This is a genomic window from Janthinobacterium sp. GW821-FHT03A03, from assembly GCF_059421435.1.
Genome location: NZ_JBWKUZ010000008.1, coordinates 1 through 18,105 on the forward strand (window position 1 = coordinate 1; position 18,105 = coordinate 18,105).

An 18,105-nucleotide genomic window follows, 5' to 3' on the forward strand; every position below is an offset into this window, starting at 1 on the left:
GTGTTTGTGCCGCCGCCCGCCGCGCAAAAGGCCGCCCCGGCCGCGCGCGCGGCCGTGCGTCCGCCGCCGTTGCGCCATCCATCCGCGCCCGTGGCCGCCTGCGCGCCGCAAGCCGACGCGCAGGCGGCTGCCTGCGTGGCGCTGGACGAGAAAAACGCGGCCCTCAACGTCAAGCTGGGCGAACTCGAGGGCAAGATCGGCGCCCTGCAGCAGGCGCTGGCGCTGCCTGCCGCCGCCGTGACACCCGCCGCCGCCGCGCCGGCCGAGGCCGCGCCTGCGCTGCCGCACGCCAAGCCCAGGCCCCTGCACGCGCCGCCGCCGGAAAAGAAGGCGGGCGGCAATGGCTTGCTATGGCTGGGCATCGGCACCGCGCTCTTCCTGCTGCTGACGGCCGTCATCGCGTATGCCGTGCGCAAGCGCAGGCAGGCTGCGGCACCGGCGGCGCCATCGAAGTACTGGGTCTTGCTGCGCAAGCCGTTCCGCCGCAAGACCGACGTGCCGGTGCTGACGGAAACGGTGGAAGGGGAGCAAGAGCCGGCGCCGGAAGCGGAGCCGGAGCCGTTCTCCCGTTAACGCTCCGCTGAAATTTGATATATAAAAAGATATTGAAAAAATACATGGAAACGCGTGTCAATCGCGTTGCCTGTTTTTCAAAGATGGTGATATGATTAATTCAGTGGACTTGCTCTACGACAAAACAGTCCCAGCCTGGCGCAGCCACCAACGATAGCGTGGCGCGGCAAACAGGTGTAGCGTTGCATAAACGCCTGGGCCTGGAAGCGGTCTGCGATGCCGACGATGTGCTCGCGGACGCCGGATGCAACCGGCAGCGAGGCGACGCCAGGAGATACCTGGGGTTCGCCTTCCAAATTCTTTCTCCCTGCCAACACTGGCGCGCGCTGCGCGGCCGGCCAGGGCGGCAGGCGTAAAAAAAGCACCCTCGGGTGCTTTTGTCTTTTCTGCGATGCAAACTTGTTTACATGCGGGCGCGCGCGGCGGGCATCACGCTGGCCAGTTGCGTCATCCACGGTTCCGTGACGGCGCGGATGTCGCGGTCATTCGCCAGGATTTGCTTGAGCAGGTCGATCTTGCGCAGGCGCGCAGCGCCGGCAAGGGCGGGTACCTTGCCCGTCGTGGCCGTGCTGGCCGCGCTGGCGCACTGGTTTTCCAGGGTGTCCAGGCCATCCCAGTCGCTCGTACGCGCCGCCACGACCATTTTATTGGTCATTCCTGCAATATTTTCGTACATCGAGAGAACGTCGTTGGAGGTCATGATCACACCCGTAACTAGTGAATGTATTACTGCTTGTCTAGGTTAACGGCGGCCACGGCGGGAACTTGAGGGGTTTTTTGAAAATAAATGCAAATAATTTCAACCGCGCGCGCCTGCCTGCCGAAAAATGCGCCGAAACAGCGCGCCAGACCCCGTGGATGCGGGGCTTGGCGGGTGTCGGCGGCGGCGCGCTTATTTCACCAATTCTTCCAGCCCCGCGCTCAGTTCGGCCGGCGGCGGCATCTTGTCCACCAGCACGGAGGGCGGCAGGCCCAGCGATTCAGCCACGTCGCTGGGGTAGCAGGCGATGATTTCTTCATTGCTCAGGGCGTTTTCGTCGACGCGCGCGCGCCAGGCGCCCAGGTGGACGATGGCGGCCAGGCGGTTCAGGGGCGCCTTGATGAGCGGATCGGGAAAGGCGGCGATGGTGGCGGCAAACGTGGGCGGGAATTTCCAGCGGCGCGCCAGTTCCGCGCCCACGTCCGCGTAGCTGTAGCCCAGCGAGACCCGCTCCGCGTCCAGGCGGCGCGCATCGAGCGGCGGGGCGATCTTGTCGAGCTGCATGGCTTGCTCGGGCATGGCGGCATGGATCACCAGTTGGCCGATCGCATGCATCATGCCGATGGTAAACGCCAGGTCCTGGTTGTCGCCCGTCTGCCTGGCGATCCAGCGGGCCGATACGGCGCTGTGCAGGCTGTAGCGCCAGAACTGCGGCAGGTTCAGGCCGGGCACGGCCTTGTAGCCGTTGACCAGGCCCGAACTGATGACGAGCGTGCGCACGGTAACAAAGCCCAGCATCAGCACGGCGTCTTCCACCGTGCCGATGCTGTGCGAGACGTGGTAGTAGGCCGAGTTGGCCAGCCGCAGCAGCTTGGCGCTCAGCGCCGGGTCCGCGCCCAGCTGGCGGGCGATGTCTTCGGTGGAAATGGCGGGATTGTCGAAACTGCGGACCAGTTCGTCGACGACCTTCGGGGCGGTGGGCAGGGCATGGGGTTGCTGGAACAGCGCTTCAAGTTGCATGGCGATTCTCCTTGGCAGTCGCGCGGCACGGTGTCGGGATCGTCAAACTATATGCCGATTTTTTATGCGCATGCAAAAAAGTTCGCGGGCGGTTTTTTGGCCTGAAACAGGCTATGATTTTAGCCACTCATCCCAGCAATTCAACGAAAGGACCGCCCATGCACGGTTTTCGCTTTTCCTGGCGCCGGACGCCAGTCCAGGCCGCCATCGCCCTGACCCTGGCCGGCGCCACGCTGGTCGCCCTGCCGGCCCTGGCCCACGGCCAGGACGCGGCGGCCGCCCCGGCTGCCGCCAGCGCCGCGCCGGTGTTGCCCGGCGATGATTTCTATTCCTACGTGAATGGCGACTGGATGCGCGCCACGGCCATTCCCGCCGACCGTAGCAGCTGGGGGTCGTTCGCCATGCTGGCCGAGGCAAGCAACAAGCGCATCACGGCCCTGATCGAAGCCTTGCCGGCGGCCGCGGGGCAGGGCAGCGAAGCGCGCCAGGTCGGCGATTTTTACCGCAGCTGGATGGATGAATCGGCTATCGAAGCGAAAGGCTGGGCGCCGCTGCGACCGATGTTGACAAAGATCAATGGCATCCGCGACCAGGCGGGGCTGGCGCGGGCGCTGGGCGAGAGCCTGCGCGCCGATGTCGATCCCCTCAACGCGACCAATTTTTATACGGAAAACCTGTTCGGCCTGTGGGTGGCGCAAGACTTGAACGACCCCACGCGCAATGTCGCCTATCTGCTGCAAGGCGGCCTGGGCATGCCCGACCGCGCTTATTATGCGACGGACAGCGCGCGCATGCAGGGCTTGCGCGCCAGCTACCAGGCGCACATCGCCGCCATGTTCAAGCTGGCCGGCTACGGCGATGCGGCAGGCCGGGCCGCGCGCGTGTTTGCGCTGGAACAGCAGATTGCCGCCAGTCATGCCAGCCGCGAGGATTCGGCCGATGTCGCCAAGGGCAATAATGCGTGGCGCGCCGGGGATTTCGCCAGCAAGGCGCCGGGCCTCGACTGGCAAGCCTTCTTCCAGGCGGCCGGCCTGGGCGCGCAGGCGGATTTCATCGTCTGGCACCCGACGGCGATGACGGGCAGCGCCGCGCTGGTGGCGAGCGTGCCGCTGGCCACCTGGAAGGATTTCCTCGCCTTCCACGCGATCAACCATTTCAGCACGATTCTCCCGAAGGCGGCCGCCGACCAGCGCTTCGCCTTCTATGGCAGCGCCCTGAGCGGCACGCCGCAGCAGTCGCCGCGCAGCAAGCGCGCGCTGGCGGCGACGAACGCGGCCTTGAGCGACGCCGTCGGTAAACTGTATGTGGAGCGCTATTTCTCACCGGAATCGAAAGCCCGCGTGCAAGACATGGTGACGAATATCGTCGCCGCCTTCTCGCGCCGCATCGACAAGCTGGACTGGATGGCGCCGGCCACCAAGGCGCAGGCGCAGGAAAAACTCAAGACCCTGTACGTGGGCGTGGGCTACCCGGAACGCTGGGATGACTATGCGGGCTTGCGTGTCGTGCGCGGTGACGCGCTGGGCAATGTGCAGCGGGCGGAACAGTTTCATTACCGGCAGGAGCTGGCCAAGCTGAGCCAGTCTCCCGACCGCAAGGCCTGGGCCATGCCGGCGCAGCTGGTCAACGCCGTCAACCTGCCGCTGCAAAATGCGCTGAACTTCCCGGCCGCCATCCTGCAGCCGCCGTTCTTCGATGCGAAGGCGTCCGATGCGGCCAACTATGGCGGCATCGGCGCCACCATCGGCCACGAGATCAGCCACAGCTTCGACGACCAGGGCGCGCAGTTCGACGCCCAGGGCAAGCTGCGCGACTGGTGGACGCCGGCAGACCTGGCGCACTTCCAGGCCGCCTCCCGGCAGCTGGTAGCGCAATTTTCCGGCTATAAACCGTTCCCCGACCTGGCCGTGAATGGCCAGCTGACCTTGAGCGAAAACCTGGCCGACCTGGCCGGCGTGGCGGCCGCGTACGACGCGTTTGCGCTATCGCAAGAAGGCAAGCCGGCGCAGCCGGAAGCGCAGCGCGCGTTCTTCATCGGCTACGGCGTCAGCTGGCGCAGCAAGGCGCGCGAAGCGGCGGCGCGCCAGCAAATCCTCACGGACGGCCATGCGCCGGCGCAATACCGCGCCGCCACCGTGCGCAACCTCGACGCCTGGTATCCGGCCTTCGACGTCCAGCCGGGCCAGCAGCTGTACCTGGCGCCCGAGCAGCGCGTGCGCGTCTGGTAGTCATTTACGGTGCCGCACGCCCAGCGCGCCGGCACCGTAAAATGGCGTGATTACTGATTGGAGCGCCATGAAGCCGACCTCGCAAGACCAGCAAGACCCCATCCACGCCATCACGGGCCGCACCCTGGCCCATTATGACGCCAGCGCCGAGCAGTTTTTCGAGGGCACGCGCGACCATGACGTCAGCCAGAACATCGGCGCGCTGCTGAACGCCATCGGCAGGCCCGCGCCGCTGTCCATCCTCGACCTCGGTTGCGGCCCCGGCCGCGACCTGAAGGCGTTCACGGCCCTGGGCCATCACGCGATGGGCGTCGATGGCTGTCCCCGCTTCGTCGAGATGGCGCGCGCCTACAGCGGCTGCACCGTGTGGCAGCAGGATTTCGTCGACCTCGACCTGCCCGCTGCGCACTTCGACGGCGTGTTCGCCAATGCCGTGCTGTTCCACGTGCCCAGCGCCGCCTTGCCCGGCGTGCTGCGCGCTTTGTACGCGTGCCTGAAGCCGGGCGGCGTGCTGTTCAGTTCGAACCCGCGTGGGCAGAACCAGGAAGGCTGGAACGGCGCGCGCTACGGCAGCTACCATGACGAAGCGAGCTGGGCCGCCTACGTGCAGGCGGCCGGCTTTACCCTGGTCGAGCAGTACTACCGACCGCCGGGCTTGCCGCGCGAGCAGCAGCCATGGCTGGCCACCGTCTGGCGCAAGGATTTGGCGGCCTGATCGACGATGTTGGCACTGTGTTAGGAACCGTACAGAGCCTTTGAACCCCACTGCGTACTATGGACACATCGACACGCAACAAGCAGCGTGTGAGCCGCAGTACCGGCCCTTGCGGGCTGGACAACAGATGTACCAACTACAGTGAGGATCCATCATGAACAAAGATCAAGTCGAAGGTAAACTGAAGGAAGTCGGCGGTAAAATCCAGGAAGCCGCTGGCAAAGTCGTCGGCAGCGAAGAACAGCAAGCCAAGGGCCTGGCCAACCAGGTCGAAGGCAAAGTGCAGAAGAAGGTTGGTGATGTGAAAGATGCAGTCGAAACTGTGACCCGCAAGCCATAATTTCTGCTCCAGTATAAAAAAACCGCCGCCTGTCGCAAGACAGGCGGCGGTTTTTTATTTGATGCAGCGCAAGCTTACTGTGCTGGCTTCATCAGGTTCTGCTTGAAGAACAGCTCGATTTTCTTGTATACGTGGCGCTGGCCCGCGCGCGACGAGATGCCGTGCTTGGCGCCCGGGTAGGTCATCAGGTCGAACTGCACGCCGCGGTTCACCAGCGCGTCGATCAATCGCGTGCTGTTGCTGAACAAGACGTTGTCGTCGGCCATGCCGTGCACCAGCAGCAGCGGCGACTTCAAGCCGTCGAGGTGGGCGAACACGGTGCTGGCCTTGTAGCCGTCCACGTTTTCCTTCGGCATGCCGAGGAATTGCTCCGTGTAGTGGGTGTCGTACAGCGACCAGTCGGTCACGGGCGCCACCGACACGCCCATGGCGATCTTGTCCGATGCGGCCGACAGCAAACGCAGGGTCATGAAGCCGCCGTAGCTCCAGCCGAACACGCCGATGCGTTTCGCATCGACGAAACTTTGCTTGCCCAGCCAGTCGATGCCGACCAGCTGGTCGGCCACTTCGGCGGCGCCCAGGTTGTGGTAGATGGCGTCCGTGAACGCGCGCTCGCGGCGCGAGGAACCGCGGTTATCGAGGCGGAAGACGACAAAGCCCTGCTGCGCCATGTACTGGTCGAAGTTGTTGCCCCAGCGGCGCGCCACGTGCTGCGAGTGCGGACCGCCATACGTCGACAGGTAGACGGGATAGCGCTTGCCCGCGTCGAAGTTCGACGGCTTGACGATGGAGTAGTACAGCGTCTGGCCATCGTTGGCCTTCAGGGTGCCGTATTCGGTCGGCAGGTGGTCGGCCTTGTACTTGAAATACGGGTGGCTGGCGTTGAGCGCGTTTTCTTCCAGCCAGCCCACCATGGCGCCGTCCGGGCGGCGGATGCTCACTTGCGGCGGCGTGGCCGGGTCGGAATACGTGTCGACGAAGACTTCGCCATTGCGCGAGAACGTCGTGTCGTGCCAGCCGTCGGCTTTCGTCACGCGCTGCGGCTTGTCGGCCGTGCTGCCGTCGAGGGCCAGGGCGTAGGTCTGCTTGTCGATCACGGCGTCGCGGTTCGACGATACATAGACCTTGCCCGACTTCTGGTTCACGGCCAGCACGCTGTCGATGCCCCACTCGCCGGAAGTGACAGGGTGCAGCAGCTTGCCGCCCATGTCGTACAGGTACAGATGGTTGCGGCCCGTGCGCTCGGACGACCAGAGGAAAGTGCCGTTGGCCAGGAAGCGCAGGTCGTCATGGATGCTGACCCAGGTTGTCGACGTTTCCGTCAGCAGGGTGCGCTGCGCCAGGGTGGCCGCGTCGACGGCGACCAGGTCCAGCGTCTTCTGGTCGCGCGACTGGCGCTGGTAGACGAGCGACTTGCTGTCCGCGCTCCAGTCGGCGCGCACCAGGTAGATATCGGGGTTGGTGCCCAGGGCCACCTGGCGCTGCGCGCCCGTTTCCGGCGAGACGATCAGCAGCTGCACCAGCACGTTCGGGTCGCCGGCGGCAGGGTAGCGCTGCTCGACGACGTCGGTGCGGTCGGCGAAGATTTCGAAGCGCCGCACGACGGGCACGGGCGCTTCGTCATAGCGTTTATACGCGATGGCCGAATCGTCGGGCGCCCAGTAGTAGCCGGTGCGCTGTCCCATTTCTTCCTGCGCCACGAATTCGGCTTCGCCGTTGCGTATCGTGCCCTTGCCGTCGCTCGTCAGCTGGCGTTCCTTGTCCGTCTTGAGGTCGATCACATAGATGTTTTGATCGCGCACAAACGACACGTAGCGGCCTTTCGGCGAGATTTTCGGGTCCAGCACATTGCCCTTGGCGACCAGGCGCGCCTTGTCCGGATGGGCCGCGTCGACCAGGTACAGATTGCCGGCCAGCGGCACCAGCAGCTGCTTGCCGTCCGGCGACCAGCTGTAGCTGAGAATGCCGTTCAGGCTGGCCGTGCGCTCGCGTTCGCGGCGCGCCTGCTCTTCGGGCGAAATCGTTTCATTCGGCACCAGCGCCTTCGAGTCGACCAGGCGGTGCGTGCTCTTGTCCTTCAGCTTGAATTCCCACAGGTCGAGCTGGAACTGGTTGTCGGCGCGGCCGCGCAGGAAGGTCACGCGCTCGCCGTCGGGCGAGACCTTCAGGTTGCGCACGCCGGGGCCGGCCAGCGCCGGATCGGCGTGGATGCGTTCCAGGGTCAGCTTTTCAGCCGATGCGGGAACGCTGGCCATCGCGGCCAGGAAACAAAGAATAAAACGCATGGATGTCTCGGTAGTTGAAGGAATGAATGGCACTGCCAGGGAAGGCAAGCTTGAGCGTTGCCTAAGCGTAAGACGATACCAGAGCGTGCCTGTTTATGCGATAGCCCCGGCCACGGAATAAGCGCTTCCTGGCCGTATTTCCTTCGTCAAAAATGTCTAGCAGCCGCCCATTCCATGGCGCTTTGCCCCGTTCAGGCCAATATCGTACCTGCGATCACCGTCAGGCAGGCGCCGCCTATCCAGGCCTGGCCAGCGCGGAAAGTGACGGATACGCGGCCGTCGCGCTGCAGGCACGTGCCCTGGCGGACCGTGTAGTCGGCACCCGCCAGCAGGTGCGCGATGCAGGCGTTGGCGCTGCCCGTGACGGGGTCTTCGACCAGCGCGCCGTGTTCGCTGAGCAGCGCGCGCACTTCGTAGTCGGCCGGCCCGCCTGCGCCGTGCGCGCCGTACAGCGCCAGGCCGTCGGCGCCGGCGGCGGCCAGCAAGGGCGTCAGCGCGGCGATGTCGGCGCGCACGGCCAGGCAGGCGGCGGCGCTGGCCAGCGGCACGCACAGCCAGCGGATGCCCATGTCGGCGATGGTGGCGCCAGCGGCCAGTTCTCCGCCCAGCGCTGTTTGCAGCAGCGGCAGCAGCGCCGGGTCGAGCGCGCGCGTGGCGCAGGACGGCGCCTGGAACGCCAGCACGCCGCCGGCGCCCCGTTCTATCTGCACCAGGCCGACGCCGCACTCCTGCACGATGCGCGCGCCCCTGGGCTGCATGCCCGCATCGAGCAGGGCGTGCGCCGTGCCCAGGGTCGGGTGGCCGGCGAACGGGAATTCCATCTCGGGCGAAAAAATCCGCACGCGGTAATCGGCGGCCGGGTCGCGCGGCGCCAGCACGAAGGTGGTTTCCGACAGGCCCGTCCAGCGCGCGATGGCGTGCATCTGCGCGTCATCGAGGCCGTCGGCGTCCAGCACCACGGCCAGCGGATTGCCCGAGAAGGGAACCGTGCTGAAGACGTCGACTTGCCTGAAGGGGCGTGGTTGCGGCATGAGGCTTCCTTGCTGGTTTATCAGGCTGCGCGCAGGCGCTGCAGCGACAGGCGGTTCAGATACCAGGTCAGCAGCACGGCGGCCACCGTCAGGCCCGTCACCAGGCCGATCCAGAAGCCGGCGGCGGCCATCGGCTCGGCCGGCGACCAGATGAAACCGGCCGGCGCCAGGCCCAGCACATAGCCGATGGGCAGCGAGAAGCCCCAGAACGCCAGCAGCTGGATCAGCATCGGCTGGCGCGTCACCTTGTAGCCGCGGATGGCGCAGGACGTGGCCACCTGCGTCGCGTCGGACAGCTGGAACAGGGCGGCGAACAGCAGCAGCTGCGCGCACAGTTCCTGCACCTGCGGGTCCGACGTGTAGGCTTGCGCGATCTGGTGGCGGAACACGGTGATCAGGGTGGCAGAGACGATGGCCGCCGTCAGCGACATGGCCACGCCCACCCACGAAATGAAGCGCGCCTTGTGCAGATTGGCTTCGCCCACGGCATGGCCCACGCGCGTGACGAGCGCAATGCCGAAGGTGAGCGGCACCATGAAGACGACGGACGAGAAATTGAGGGCGATCTGGTGCGCCGACACCTGGATTACGCCGAAGCGCGCCACCAGCAGGCTGATGACGCCAAAGGCGCTCACTTCGGCAAAATACGTCACGCCGATGGGCAGGCCCAGGCGCAGCATGGGGCCGATGGACGCCATCTGCGGCCACTCCCAATGCGTAAACGGATACGTGGCGTGGTAGGCGGGCGCGATCCTGATCCACGCCAGCATGGCCAGCAGCATCATCCACACGCAGCAGGTGGTGGCCACGGCGCAGCCCACGCCGCCCAGCTTCGGCATGCCCCAGTGGCCGTAGATCAGCAGGTAGTTGACGAAAATATTCAGCGCCAGGGCGGCCAGGGCGATGACCATCACGGGCTTGGTCTGGTTGATGCTGGTGCTGTAGCCGTACAGCGCGCGGTAGGCGGCGAACGGCGGCAGCGCGCAGCTGATGATGTGCACGAACAGCTTGGCCTTGGCGGCAACCGCCGCTTCGAGCATCAGGTGGTCGAACACCAGCGCCGCCATGTTCGTCAGCAGGCAAGCCACCAGGCCGACCAGCAGCGCCTTCCACAGCGCCTGGCGCACGATGTGCGGCACCCGGTCGTGGCGCGCCGCGCCGATTTCATGCGCCACGAGGGTATTGATCGCCATCATGATGCCGCTCACGGTGACGAGCACGATGGACCAGATGGCCGCGCCCAGCGAGACGGCCGCCAGCTCCTCGGGATTGGTATGGCCCGTCATGGCCACGTCGGCCGCGCCCATGCCGACGGTGGCCAGCTGGCCGATCAGGATGGGCCAGGCCAGCTTCCAGAGCGAGGAAACTTCATTGCGGACGGCGGGCAGGGTGAACGAGGTCGTGTGTGGCATGGGCGGCAAGCTTGACTAAAGACAAGATTCTACCGGCATTCGCCGTGCTTGTCCGCGCGCCGCCCCCGGCGCCCGCCTCGGTAATCATTTGTTACAGCTAAGAAGGCCAGTCGCGGATAGACTGCGCGCTCTATTTGGCAAAATGACCAAATAGTCAAACCGCAATACATTGACTATGGAGCAAGACCATGCTGAAACACACCCTGAGGTGCGCCCTGTTGCTGGGCGCCGCCATGACGGCCGAACTGGCCGGCGCCGGCGAACTGACCCTGTATTCGCGCGACGATTACCACGGCCGCTCGCAGACCGTGCGCGACGCCGTCGCCGACCTGGAAACCCTGCGCTTCAACGACACGACGCAAAGCATCCGCGTGCGCTCTGGCCGCTGGGAAGCGTGCGAGGAAGCCGATTTCCGCGGCGCCTGCTTCCTGCTCGATGCGGGCGAGTATCCCTCGCTCGACGGGCGCGCCAACAAGATCACGTCGCTGCGCGAAGTGCGCGGCGGCTGGGACCGGGGGCGTGACCGCGACTGGGAGCGCGACCGCGACCACGACCGCGACTGGGACGGCCGCCGCGACCATGACCGCGAGCGCGGCCGTCTGCCGGGGCGCGCGCTGGGCGGCGAGCTGACTTTTTATACGCGCGACGATTTCGCCGGCCGCAGCTTGACCGTGCGCAACAGTTCGGCCGATTTGCGCGAGCGCGACTTCAATGACACGGTGCAGAGCGTGCGCGTGCGTTCGGGCTACTGGGAAGTGTGCGAGGACGTGGGCTTCCGCGGCCGCTGCCGCACCCTGGAACCGGGAGAATATGCGAGCCTGGAGCGCATGAGCAACCGCATCTCTTCGGTGCGCGAAGTGCGCTGACGCGAGCCGCATAGCGAGGCACATGGCAATGACAGGCTCCTGCGGGAGCCTGTCATTGCTTTTGGTAACAATTTATTGTGCTTTTCACATACTTTGTTACACCGTTTCTGCTGCGGATGGCTACACTGACAGCAGTTGTCATGTCGATCACTTATCCTTGCCGCCACGGAGACCGCCCCATGCATCGCCCCTTCGCCCTCGCCCTGCTGTGCGCCAGTTCGCTGTTTGTCCACCTCGCGGCGCAGGCCGGCGAGATCCGCCTGTACACCGATGACAATTTCAAGGGCCGGGTGGTGGTCTTGCGCGATACGACGGACGACCTGTCGCGCGTCAATTTCAATGACACCGTCTCGAGCATCCAGGTCGATTCGGGCAGCTGGGAAGTGTGTACGCATGCCGATTTCAAGGGCGATTGCAAGACGCTGGAACGGGGCGACTACCGCTCGATGCCGGGCATGAACGATAAAATCTCGTCGGTGCGCGAACTTGGCGGCGGCGGCAGCAGCGGCAGCGGCGGACGCCGCGCGGCGCTGGAGCTGTTCGCCGACGCCGGCCAGCGCGGCGCGTCGGCCGGCGTGAACGCGGACCGCGACGACCTGGTCGACATCGGCTTCAATGACCGCGCCAGCAGCGCGCGCGTCGAATATGGCTACTGGCAGCTGTGCAGCGATTCCAACTACCATGGCAGCTGCCGCGTGTTCGGGCCGGGCAGCCACGATGACCTGGGCGGCCTGAACGGGCGCGTGTCGTCGGCCCGCCTGGTCGATCCGCGCGAGGAGAACCGTCCGAGAAATGACGAGGGACTGGTGGTGCTGTACGGCCGCGCCTTCCTGAAGGGCCGAGGGCTGCAGGTGAACCGCGACGTCAGCGACCTGGTGCTCCTGAATTTCAACGACCAGGCCGAATCGCTCGCCATCAATGAAGGTACCTGGGAAGTGTGCTCGGACTCGCAGTTCAACGGCAGCTGCGAGCGCATGGGGCCGGGCAGGTATGAAACACTGAACACGGCGCTCGACAAGCGCATTTCCTCGCTGCGCCGCCTGTACTGAGCGTTTTGTGCGGGCTGGCGCTTGTTACAATGGCACCCTGGCGTTTTGGCCAGGCAAATCATCATCAAAGAATGAAGAATGGAGTTAATCATGACGGGCCCTCTCAAACACGCGCTGGCATGCGCGGCGACCTTGCTGCTCTCGCTGGGGGCGCATGCGGCCCATGCGGGCGAAATCACCTTGTTCGAAGACGTCGATTTCCGTGGCCGCGCGGTGAACCTGCGCGAGACGACGGACGATCTGTCCCGCTTTGGCTTCAATGACAAGGTGTCGAGCATCCTGGTGCGTTCGGGCACGTGGGATGTATGTACCGATGCCGGCTTCCGCGGCAATTGCCGCACCCTGGGGCCGGGCGAATACCGCTCGATGCCGGGCATGAACGACGCCATCAGTTCGGTGCGCGAGTCGGGCCGCGGCGATGGCTACAATCCGGGGCGCCCTGGGCGCGATCCCGACCGGGGCCATGGCGGCTATGGCCGTGGCGGCACCCTGGAAGTGTATTCGGGCGCGGGCCAGAATGGCGGCTCGGCGCGCCTGAACCGCGACACGGATGATTTCGTCAATATCGGTTTCAACGACCGCACCACCAGTATCGTCGTCTATAACGGCTACTGGCAGCTGTGCAGCGATTCAAACTACAACGGCATCTGCCGCATCTTCGGCCCTGGCCGCCACGACGACCTGGGACGCGGCCTCGATGGGCGCGTCTCGTCGGCGCGCATGGTCGACGAGCGCGAAGCGCGCCGCCAGCAGCAGTACGATAATCAGTACCAGCGGCCGCAGTATGAGCAGCCGCAGTATCCGCAATACCAGCAGCCGCAGTACCAGCAGCGCGGCGCCGTCCTGCTGTTCCCCGAAGCGGGCATGCGCGGCGAGCCGCTGGCGCTGGACCGCAATGCGGAAGACCTGGTGCGCTACAACTTCAACGACCGCGCCTCGTCCATCATCGTCAATGAGGGCCAGTGGGAAGTGTGCAGCGATTCGAACTTCCATGGCCGCTGCGAAGTGATCGGGCCGGGCGAGTACGGGCGCCTGAACAGCATGGAAAACCAGATTTCCTCGCTGCGCCGCGTGCGCTGATACTCCTCCGCCGTGCTGACAGGCCGCCTGCCGGGTTGATCCCGCCAGGCGGTTTTTACATTCCCGGCCGTGTGCTGACATTTGCTTGCCCTTTGTTACACTCGCCGCCTGCCGCCTGGTCTACACTGGCGAAAATGTCTCAGTATTGGAGTTGTCATGGTTCGATCTTTCCGCCCTGCGCTGTTGTGCGCCGCCACTTTCCTTGCCCCCCTGGCCGCGTCGGCGGGCGAAATCACCCTGTTCCAGGATGCCGGCTTCCGTGGCCGTCCCGTGACCCTGCATTCCGACACGGGCGACCTGTCGCGCATGGGTTTTAACGACAAGACATCGAGCATCATCGTGCGCTCGGGGACCTGGGAAGTGTGCAAGGACGCCAACTACCGTGGCAATTGCCGCGTGCTGCAGCCTGGCCGCTACGACAGCATGCCGGGCATGAACGACGCCGTTTCCTCCGTGCGCGAAGTGGGCCGCCCGGGCCATGGCGGCGACCACCGTCCCTACCCGCCGCGCCCGGAGCGTCCTCATCCCGGCTATCCCGGCCACGGCGGCGGCCACCGTCCCGACATGAATGGCGCCGTGCTGCTGTTTCCCGATGCGGGCATGCGCGGCCGGCCCGTGCGCCTGGACCGCGAAGTGCATGACCTGAGCCGCTATGGCTTCAACGACCGCGCCGAATCGGTGGTGGTCAATTACGGCCGCTGGGAATTCTGCGTCGACGCCAATTTCCGCGGCCGCTGCGTGGTCATGGGGCCGGGCAGCTACGGCCGCCTGCACGGCGGCCTGGACCGCCGCATTTCCTCGGTGCGCCGCGTGCGCTAGGCGTTGTAGCCTTCCTGCCCAGCGCCCGCGCAAGCCGTGCTTCGCGGGCGCTGTTGTATTGTGCGCACGCTATGCCGCAGCCAATTCGTGTACTCTTCCCACAGGCAGTTCAACCATGGGGAGCAGGCACGGTGGAATACAAGGACTACTACAAGGAGCTTGGCGTCGAGAAGACGGCGACCGAGGCCGAGATCAAGAAGGCGTACCGCAAGCTGGTGCGCAAATACCATCCCGACGTGAGCAAGGAGCCGGACGCCGACAAGCGCACCAAGGCCCTCAACGAGGCCTACGGCGTGCTGGGCGACGCGGAAAAGCGCGCCGCCTACGATGAGCTGGGCCGCAGCGCGCAGGGCCATGCCAGGGGAGAGCCTTTCCGGCCGCCGCCGGACTGGGGCGCGGGCTACGAATCGTCGGGCGCCGACGACAGCGACTTCTTCGCCGACCTGTTTGCCCATGTGGGCGGGCGCCGCCGCGCCGGCGGCAGTTTCCAGATGCAGGGCGAGGACAGCCACGCCGCCATCAATATCGACCTGCAGGACAGCTACCACGGCGCCAGGCGCCACATCGTCATGCGCGTGCCCGAAGCGGACGCCCAGGGCCACGTGGTGACGCGCGAGCGCACCCTGGAAGTGACGATACCGAAAGGCGTCACGGAAGGCCAGCAGCTGCGCATGAAGGGCCAGGGCCAGCCGGGCAGCGGCGGCGCGCCCGCCGGCGACCTGTATCTGGAAATCCGCTTCCAGCCCGACGCGCGCTACAAGGTGGAAGGGCGCGACGTCTTCGAGACGGTGCCCGTGACGCCTTGGGAAGCGGCGCTGGGCGGCGAAATCGCCGTGCCCACGCCGTCGGGCACCGTGGCCGTCACGGTGCCGCCCAATTCGCAGACGGGGCGCAAGCTGCGCCTGAAGGGGCGCGGCATTCCCGCCGCCCAGCCGGGCGACCTGTATCTGCTGCTGGAAGTGGTGCTGCCGCCGGCGAACGACGACAAGGCGCGCGAACTGTATGCAACCATGGCGCGCGAGATGGCTTTCAATCCGCGCCAGAAGCTGGGAGGGTAAATCATGACAAACAAGGTAATTGGCGAACTGCTCGAAGACCGTGCCCTGAGCCTGGAAGAACTGGCGCGCGCCTGCGCCGTGGAGCCGGACTGGGTGGTGCAGCATGTGCTGACGGGCGTGCTGCTGCAAAGTGGCCCGCCGGCAGGGCAGCTGACGGCCTGGCGCTTCACCAGCATGGACCTGGTGCGCGCGCGCCGCCTGCACGAAATCGAATCCGTGTTCGACGCCAACGCGGAACTGGCCGGCCTGGTGGTGGATCTGTCGGAAGAAGTGGCGCGCCTGCGCCGCCGCCTGCACGTGCTGGGCGTCGATTAGGCCTTATGCCGGCTCGCCGTGGCGTGCCACGGTGAGCCGCGCAATATAAAACTGCCCGTCGACGACCACCCGGTGCGGGATGCCGGCCACGTCGAAGCCGGGGCCGCCGTCTTCCATCCATTCCTGCGCCAGCGAGTCGAACTGCTGCGGCGTCATGCGCAGCATCTGCGCCGTGATGACGAAGCGCGCGCCTGGTTTTTGCTTGTTGACGAAGTCGTCGATGCCGGCCATGGTGTTTCCTTTTGATACTGATCAATGTATGCGCGCATGATACCCGGCCGCGCGCGCATCTAAAAGACTTGTTCCAGCATCGGCAACTGTTCCGCAAAGCGCTCCGTCAGCCACTTGCCCGCCTGGCCGGGCGGCGTGTCGGCCCGCTGGATCAGGTAAATCGGGTAATTTTCGCCGTTGTCGACGGCCAGCGGCAGGTGCACCAGGCGGCCCGCTTCCAGGTCGTCGCGCACCATCGCTTCGGGCATGTTGCCCCAGCCCAGGCCCGCGCGCAGCAGCGCGTGTTTTGATCCCAGGTCGCCCAGGCGCCAGTTGCGCAAGCCCAGCACGCCGAAATCCTGGCCTTCCGTCAGGGCGCTGCGGTCGCTGAGCACCAGCTGCACGTGTTCGCGCGCCAGGGCCGAGGGAATCGGCCCTGCCAGCTGCGCCAGCGCGTGGCTGGGCGCGGCCACGGGAATCAGGCGCACGTGGCCGACGGCCAGGCGCTCGAAGACGCTGGCCGTGGCCGTCATCCAGCCGCCCAGGCCGATGTGGCAGCTGCCATCCATCACCAGCTGCGCCACGGCGCCCATGGCCTCGATGCGCAGGCGCAGGGCGACGGTGGGGAACTGCGCCTGGAACGCCTCGAGCACGCGCACCAGCACGCAGGTGGGGAACATCACGTCGACCACCACCGACACTTCCGCCTCCAGGCCGCCGGCCAGCGCCTTGGCCCGCGCGCGCATGCCGTCGACCTTCAGGGCCACGGCGCGCGCATCGGCCAGCAGGGCTCGGCCCGCGTCCGTCAGGGTGGGCTTGCGCTTGCCGCGGTCGAGCAGCACCACGTTCAGCTGTTCTTCCAGGTTGGCGATGGTGTAGCTGATCACCGACTGCGTGCGGTGCAGCTGGCGCGCCGCGTGGGCGAAGCCGCCCGCGTCGATGACGGCGACGAAGACGCGCAACTGGTCGAGCGAAGGCTGGCCCGGTTCTCTCATGAATACTCCCTATCTAGAAATTCGATGCTAACCATTGATATTTATACGGTTTTATCGATGGTAGACCCGAACTATGATGTATGCAAGTGCAGCAAACGCCGCACCCCCATCTATCGTCCTTGAAGGAGTGCATCATGGCAAACGTACTACACATCAATAGCAGCGTGCGCAGCAGCGGTTCCCTGTCGCGCCAATTGTCGGGCGAATTCGTCGCCAAACTGGCCGCGCAGGGCGACACCATCGTCGTGCGCGACCTGGCGGCGCAGCCCGTGCCGCACCTGACGGAAGAAGTGATGGGCGCGTTCTTCACGCCGGCGGAGCAGCGCAGCGCGCAGGCGGCGGCCGCCGTGCAAGTGTCCGACACCCTCGTCGATGAATTGCTGGCCGCCGACGTGCTGGTGCTGGCCGCCCCCATGTACAACTTTTCCGTGCCATCGACCCTGAAGGCGTGGATCGACCATGTGGCGCGCGCCGGCCGCACTTTCCAGTACACGGCCACCGGTCCCGTCGGCCTGGCCACGGGCAAGAAAGCGTATATTTTCACGGCCAGCGGCGGCGTCTACAGCGAAGGCCCCGGCGCCGCGTATGACTACCTGAGCACCTATCTGCGCACGGCGCTGGGCTTCATCGGCATCACCGACATCGAGTTCGTGCAAGCCGAAGGCGTGGCCATGGGCGAGGACGCCGTCGCCGGCGCCATCGCCAGGGGCCGCGCCTCGATCGCAGCGCTGGCCGCCTGAGTCTGGCCCCGTTCTAGTTCCAAAGAAGGATTGCCAATCTGTCATGGTTGACATAAGCTTGCCGGCGGCACGCCCCGTGCCGGGCCGGCGAGCCGTTCGCCATGAAAGTCCCCCATGCACAAGTTGGCCAGCGCAGTACTGTTCGGCAGTTCCCTGTTTTCGGCAGGCATGGCGCTGGCGCAGTCAGCGCCCGCTGCACCGCCTGCGCCGGCCCACGTGGGCCGCCACGCCGCCACGCCCGAGGATCTTCGCGCCATCGAGCAAGTCGTCGCCGACTTCCAGGCTGCCCTGATTGCCAAGGACGTCAGGCTGCTGTCGTCGCTGATGCTGCACAGCAACATCCTGTTCGCCTCGCCGGCCGACGACGATTTCATCAAGAAGATGCGCGGCACGACGGACGTCCACTTCGACGGCGTCGGAGCGGGCGGCTATGCCGCTTTCGCCAGCTTCATCAAGCGCGAACCGCAGCGCACGGAAGAAAAATTCTACAACGTCAAGATCACCCAGGACCGCCACGTGGCGTGGGTCAATTTCGACTACGAATTCCTCGTCGGCAATAAATTGTCGAACTATGGCGTGGAAGCGTGGCAAATGGTCAAGCGCGACGGCGACTGGAAAATCCTCAGCGTCGTCTGGTCCATGCATGCGGCAGCCGAGGCCGGAAAGTAG

The 18,105-nt window shown here is 65.6% G+C and carries 18 protein-coding genes and 1 pseudogene; 12 read left to right on the forward strand and 7 right to left on the reverse strand.

Going from position 1 to position 18,105, the window contains the following annotated elements:
* Positions 1 to 573: pseudogene (locus tag AC07VI_RS16375) on the forward strand (hypothetical protein); the annotation flags it as partial.
* Positions 574 to 976: 403 nt separating this feature from the next.
* Here the strand turns inward: AC07VI_RS16375 and AC07VI_RS16380 are convergent.
* Positions 977 to 1,273, reverse strand: coding sequence for a flagellar protein FliT (locus tag AC07VI_RS16380; RefSeq protein ID WP_086146338.1), 297 nt, complete (start codon positions 1,271 to 1,273; stop codon positions 977 to 979).
* A 192-nt stretch (positions 1,274 to 1,465) separates the two neighbouring features.
* Positions 1,466 to 2,293: an HDOD domain-containing protein gene (locus tag AC07VI_RS16385; RefSeq protein ID WP_086146337.1), complete on the reverse strand. Its 828-nt coding sequence runs from the start codon at positions 2,291 to 2,293 to the stop codon at positions 1,466 to 1,468.
* A gap of 158 nt (positions 2,294 to 2,451) precedes the next feature.
* Between AC07VI_RS16385 and AC07VI_RS16390 the strand changes: the two genes are divergently transcribed.
* From AC07VI_RS16390 to AC07VI_RS16400, 3 genes are all read left to right on the forward strand, one after another.
* Positions 2,452 to 4,521, forward strand: a complete 2,070-nt coding sequence (locus AC07VI_RS16390; protein WP_492992852.1) for a M13 family metallopeptidase — start codon at positions 2,452 to 2,454, stop codon at positions 4,519 to 4,521.
* A gap of 67 nt (positions 4,522 to 4,588) precedes the next feature.
* On the forward strand, positions 4,589 to 5,236 hold the full coding sequence (locus AC07VI_RS16395; RefSeq protein WP_086146335.1) for a class I SAM-dependent methyltransferase: 648 nt from the start codon (positions 4,589 to 4,591) through the stop codon (positions 5,234 to 5,236).
* 154 nt (positions 5,237 to 5,390) lie between these two features.
* Positions 5,391 to 5,576 carry a CsbD family protein gene (locus AC07VI_RS16400; protein WP_034759763.1) on the forward strand — a complete coding sequence of 62 codons (186 nt, stop codon included), beginning with the start codon at positions 5,391 to 5,393 and terminating at the stop codon, positions 5,574 to 5,576.
* A gap of 74 nt (positions 5,577 to 5,650) precedes the next feature.
* Here AC07VI_RS16400 and AC07VI_RS16405 read toward each other — a convergent pair whose 3' ends face one another.
* From AC07VI_RS16405 to AC07VI_RS16415, 3 genes are all read right to left on the reverse strand, one after another.
* Positions 5,651 to 7,861 carry a S9 family peptidase gene (locus tag AC07VI_RS16405; protein ID WP_086146334.1) on the reverse strand — a complete coding sequence of 737 codons (2,211 nt, stop codon included), beginning with the start codon at positions 7,859 to 7,861 and terminating at the stop codon, positions 5,651 to 5,653.
* Positions 7,862 to 8,052: 191 nt separating this feature from the next.
* Complete coding sequence (locus AC07VI_RS16410) at positions 8,053 to 8,892, reverse strand: PhzF family phenazine biosynthesis protein (protein ID WP_492992855.1); 840 nt, start codon at positions 8,890 to 8,892, stop codon at positions 8,053 to 8,055.
* Between the two features lie 20 nt (positions 8,893 to 8,912).
* Positions 8,913 to 10,304: an MATE family efflux transporter gene (locus AC07VI_RS16415; protein ID WP_492992857.1), complete on the reverse strand. Its 1,392-nt coding sequence runs from the start codon at positions 10,302 to 10,304 to the stop codon at positions 8,913 to 8,915.
* A gap of 188 nt (positions 10,305 to 10,492) precedes the next feature.
* Between AC07VI_RS16415 and AC07VI_RS16420 the strand changes: the two genes are divergently transcribed.
* The 6 genes from AC07VI_RS16420 to AC07VI_RS16445 all read left to right on the forward strand — a co-directional run bounded on the left by AC07VI_RS16420 (position 10,493) and on the right by AC07VI_RS16445 (position 15,491).
* Positions 10,493 to 11,170, forward strand: coding sequence for a beta/gamma crystallin family protein (locus AC07VI_RS16420; RefSeq protein WP_086146331.1), 678 nt, complete (start codon positions 10,493 to 10,495; stop codon positions 11,168 to 11,170).
* A 179-nt stretch (positions 11,171 to 11,349) separates the two neighbouring features.
* Positions 11,350 to 12,219 (forward strand): beta/gamma crystallin family protein, encoded by an 870-nt coding sequence (locus AC07VI_RS16425; RefSeq protein ID WP_193068907.1) that lies wholly within the window; start codon positions 11,350 to 11,352, stop codon positions 12,217 to 12,219.
* Positions 12,220 to 12,309: 90 nt separating this feature from the next.
* Positions 12,310 to 13,299: a beta/gamma crystallin family protein gene (locus AC07VI_RS16430; protein WP_172404773.1), complete on the forward strand. Its 990-nt coding sequence runs from the start codon at positions 12,310 to 12,312 to the stop codon at positions 13,297 to 13,299.
* 156 nt (positions 13,300 to 13,455) lie between these two features.
* Positions 13,456 to 14,118 carry a beta/gamma crystallin family protein gene (locus tag AC07VI_RS16435; RefSeq protein ID WP_099374656.1) on the forward strand — a complete coding sequence of 221 codons (663 nt, stop codon included), beginning with the start codon at positions 13,456 to 13,458 and terminating at the stop codon, positions 14,116 to 14,118.
* 131 nt (positions 14,119 to 14,249) lie between these two features.
* The gene (locus AC07VI_RS16440) at positions 14,250 to 15,176 is read left to right on the forward strand and encodes a DnaJ C-terminal domain-containing protein (RefSeq protein WP_086146327.1); all 927 of its coding nucleotides are present in this window, start codon (positions 14,250 to 14,252) and stop codon (positions 15,174 to 15,176) included.
* 3 nt (positions 15,177 to 15,179) lie between these two features.
* A complete protein-coding gene (locus AC07VI_RS16445; protein ID WP_086146326.1) occupies positions 15,180 to 15,491 on the forward strand; it encodes a chaperone modulator CbpM in 312 nt (103 codons plus the stop codon).
* 3 nt (positions 15,492 to 15,494) lie between these two features.
* Here the strand turns inward: AC07VI_RS16445 and AC07VI_RS16450 are convergent, their stop codons facing one another.
* Both AC07VI_RS16450 and AC07VI_RS16455 read right to left on the reverse strand, forming a co-directional pair.
* Positions 15,495 to 15,722 carry a hypothetical protein gene (locus tag AC07VI_RS16450; RefSeq protein ID WP_086146325.1) on the reverse strand — a complete coding sequence of 76 codons (228 nt, stop codon included), beginning with the start codon at positions 15,720 to 15,722 and terminating at the stop codon, positions 15,495 to 15,497.
* A gap of 59 nt (positions 15,723 to 15,781) precedes the next feature.
* Entirely contained in the window at positions 15,782 to 16,696 is a 915-nt protein-coding gene (locus AC07VI_RS16455; RefSeq protein WP_086146324.1) for a LysR family transcriptional regulator, read from the reverse strand.
* Between the two features lie 134 nt (positions 16,697 to 16,830).
* Here AC07VI_RS16455 and AC07VI_RS16460 point away from each other — a divergent pair, with 134 nt between their 5' ends.
* Positions 16,831 to 17,436, forward strand: coding sequence for an FMN-dependent NADH-azoreductase (locus tag AC07VI_RS16460; RefSeq protein ID WP_086146323.1), 606 nt, complete (start codon positions 16,831 to 16,833; stop codon positions 17,434 to 17,436).
* A 114-nt stretch (positions 17,437 to 17,550) separates the two neighbouring features.
* Positions 17,551 to 18,105: a nuclear transport factor 2 family protein gene (locus AC07VI_RS16465; RefSeq protein ID WP_086146322.1), complete on the forward strand. Its 555-nt coding sequence runs from the start codon at positions 17,551 to 17,553 to the stop codon at positions 18,103 to 18,105.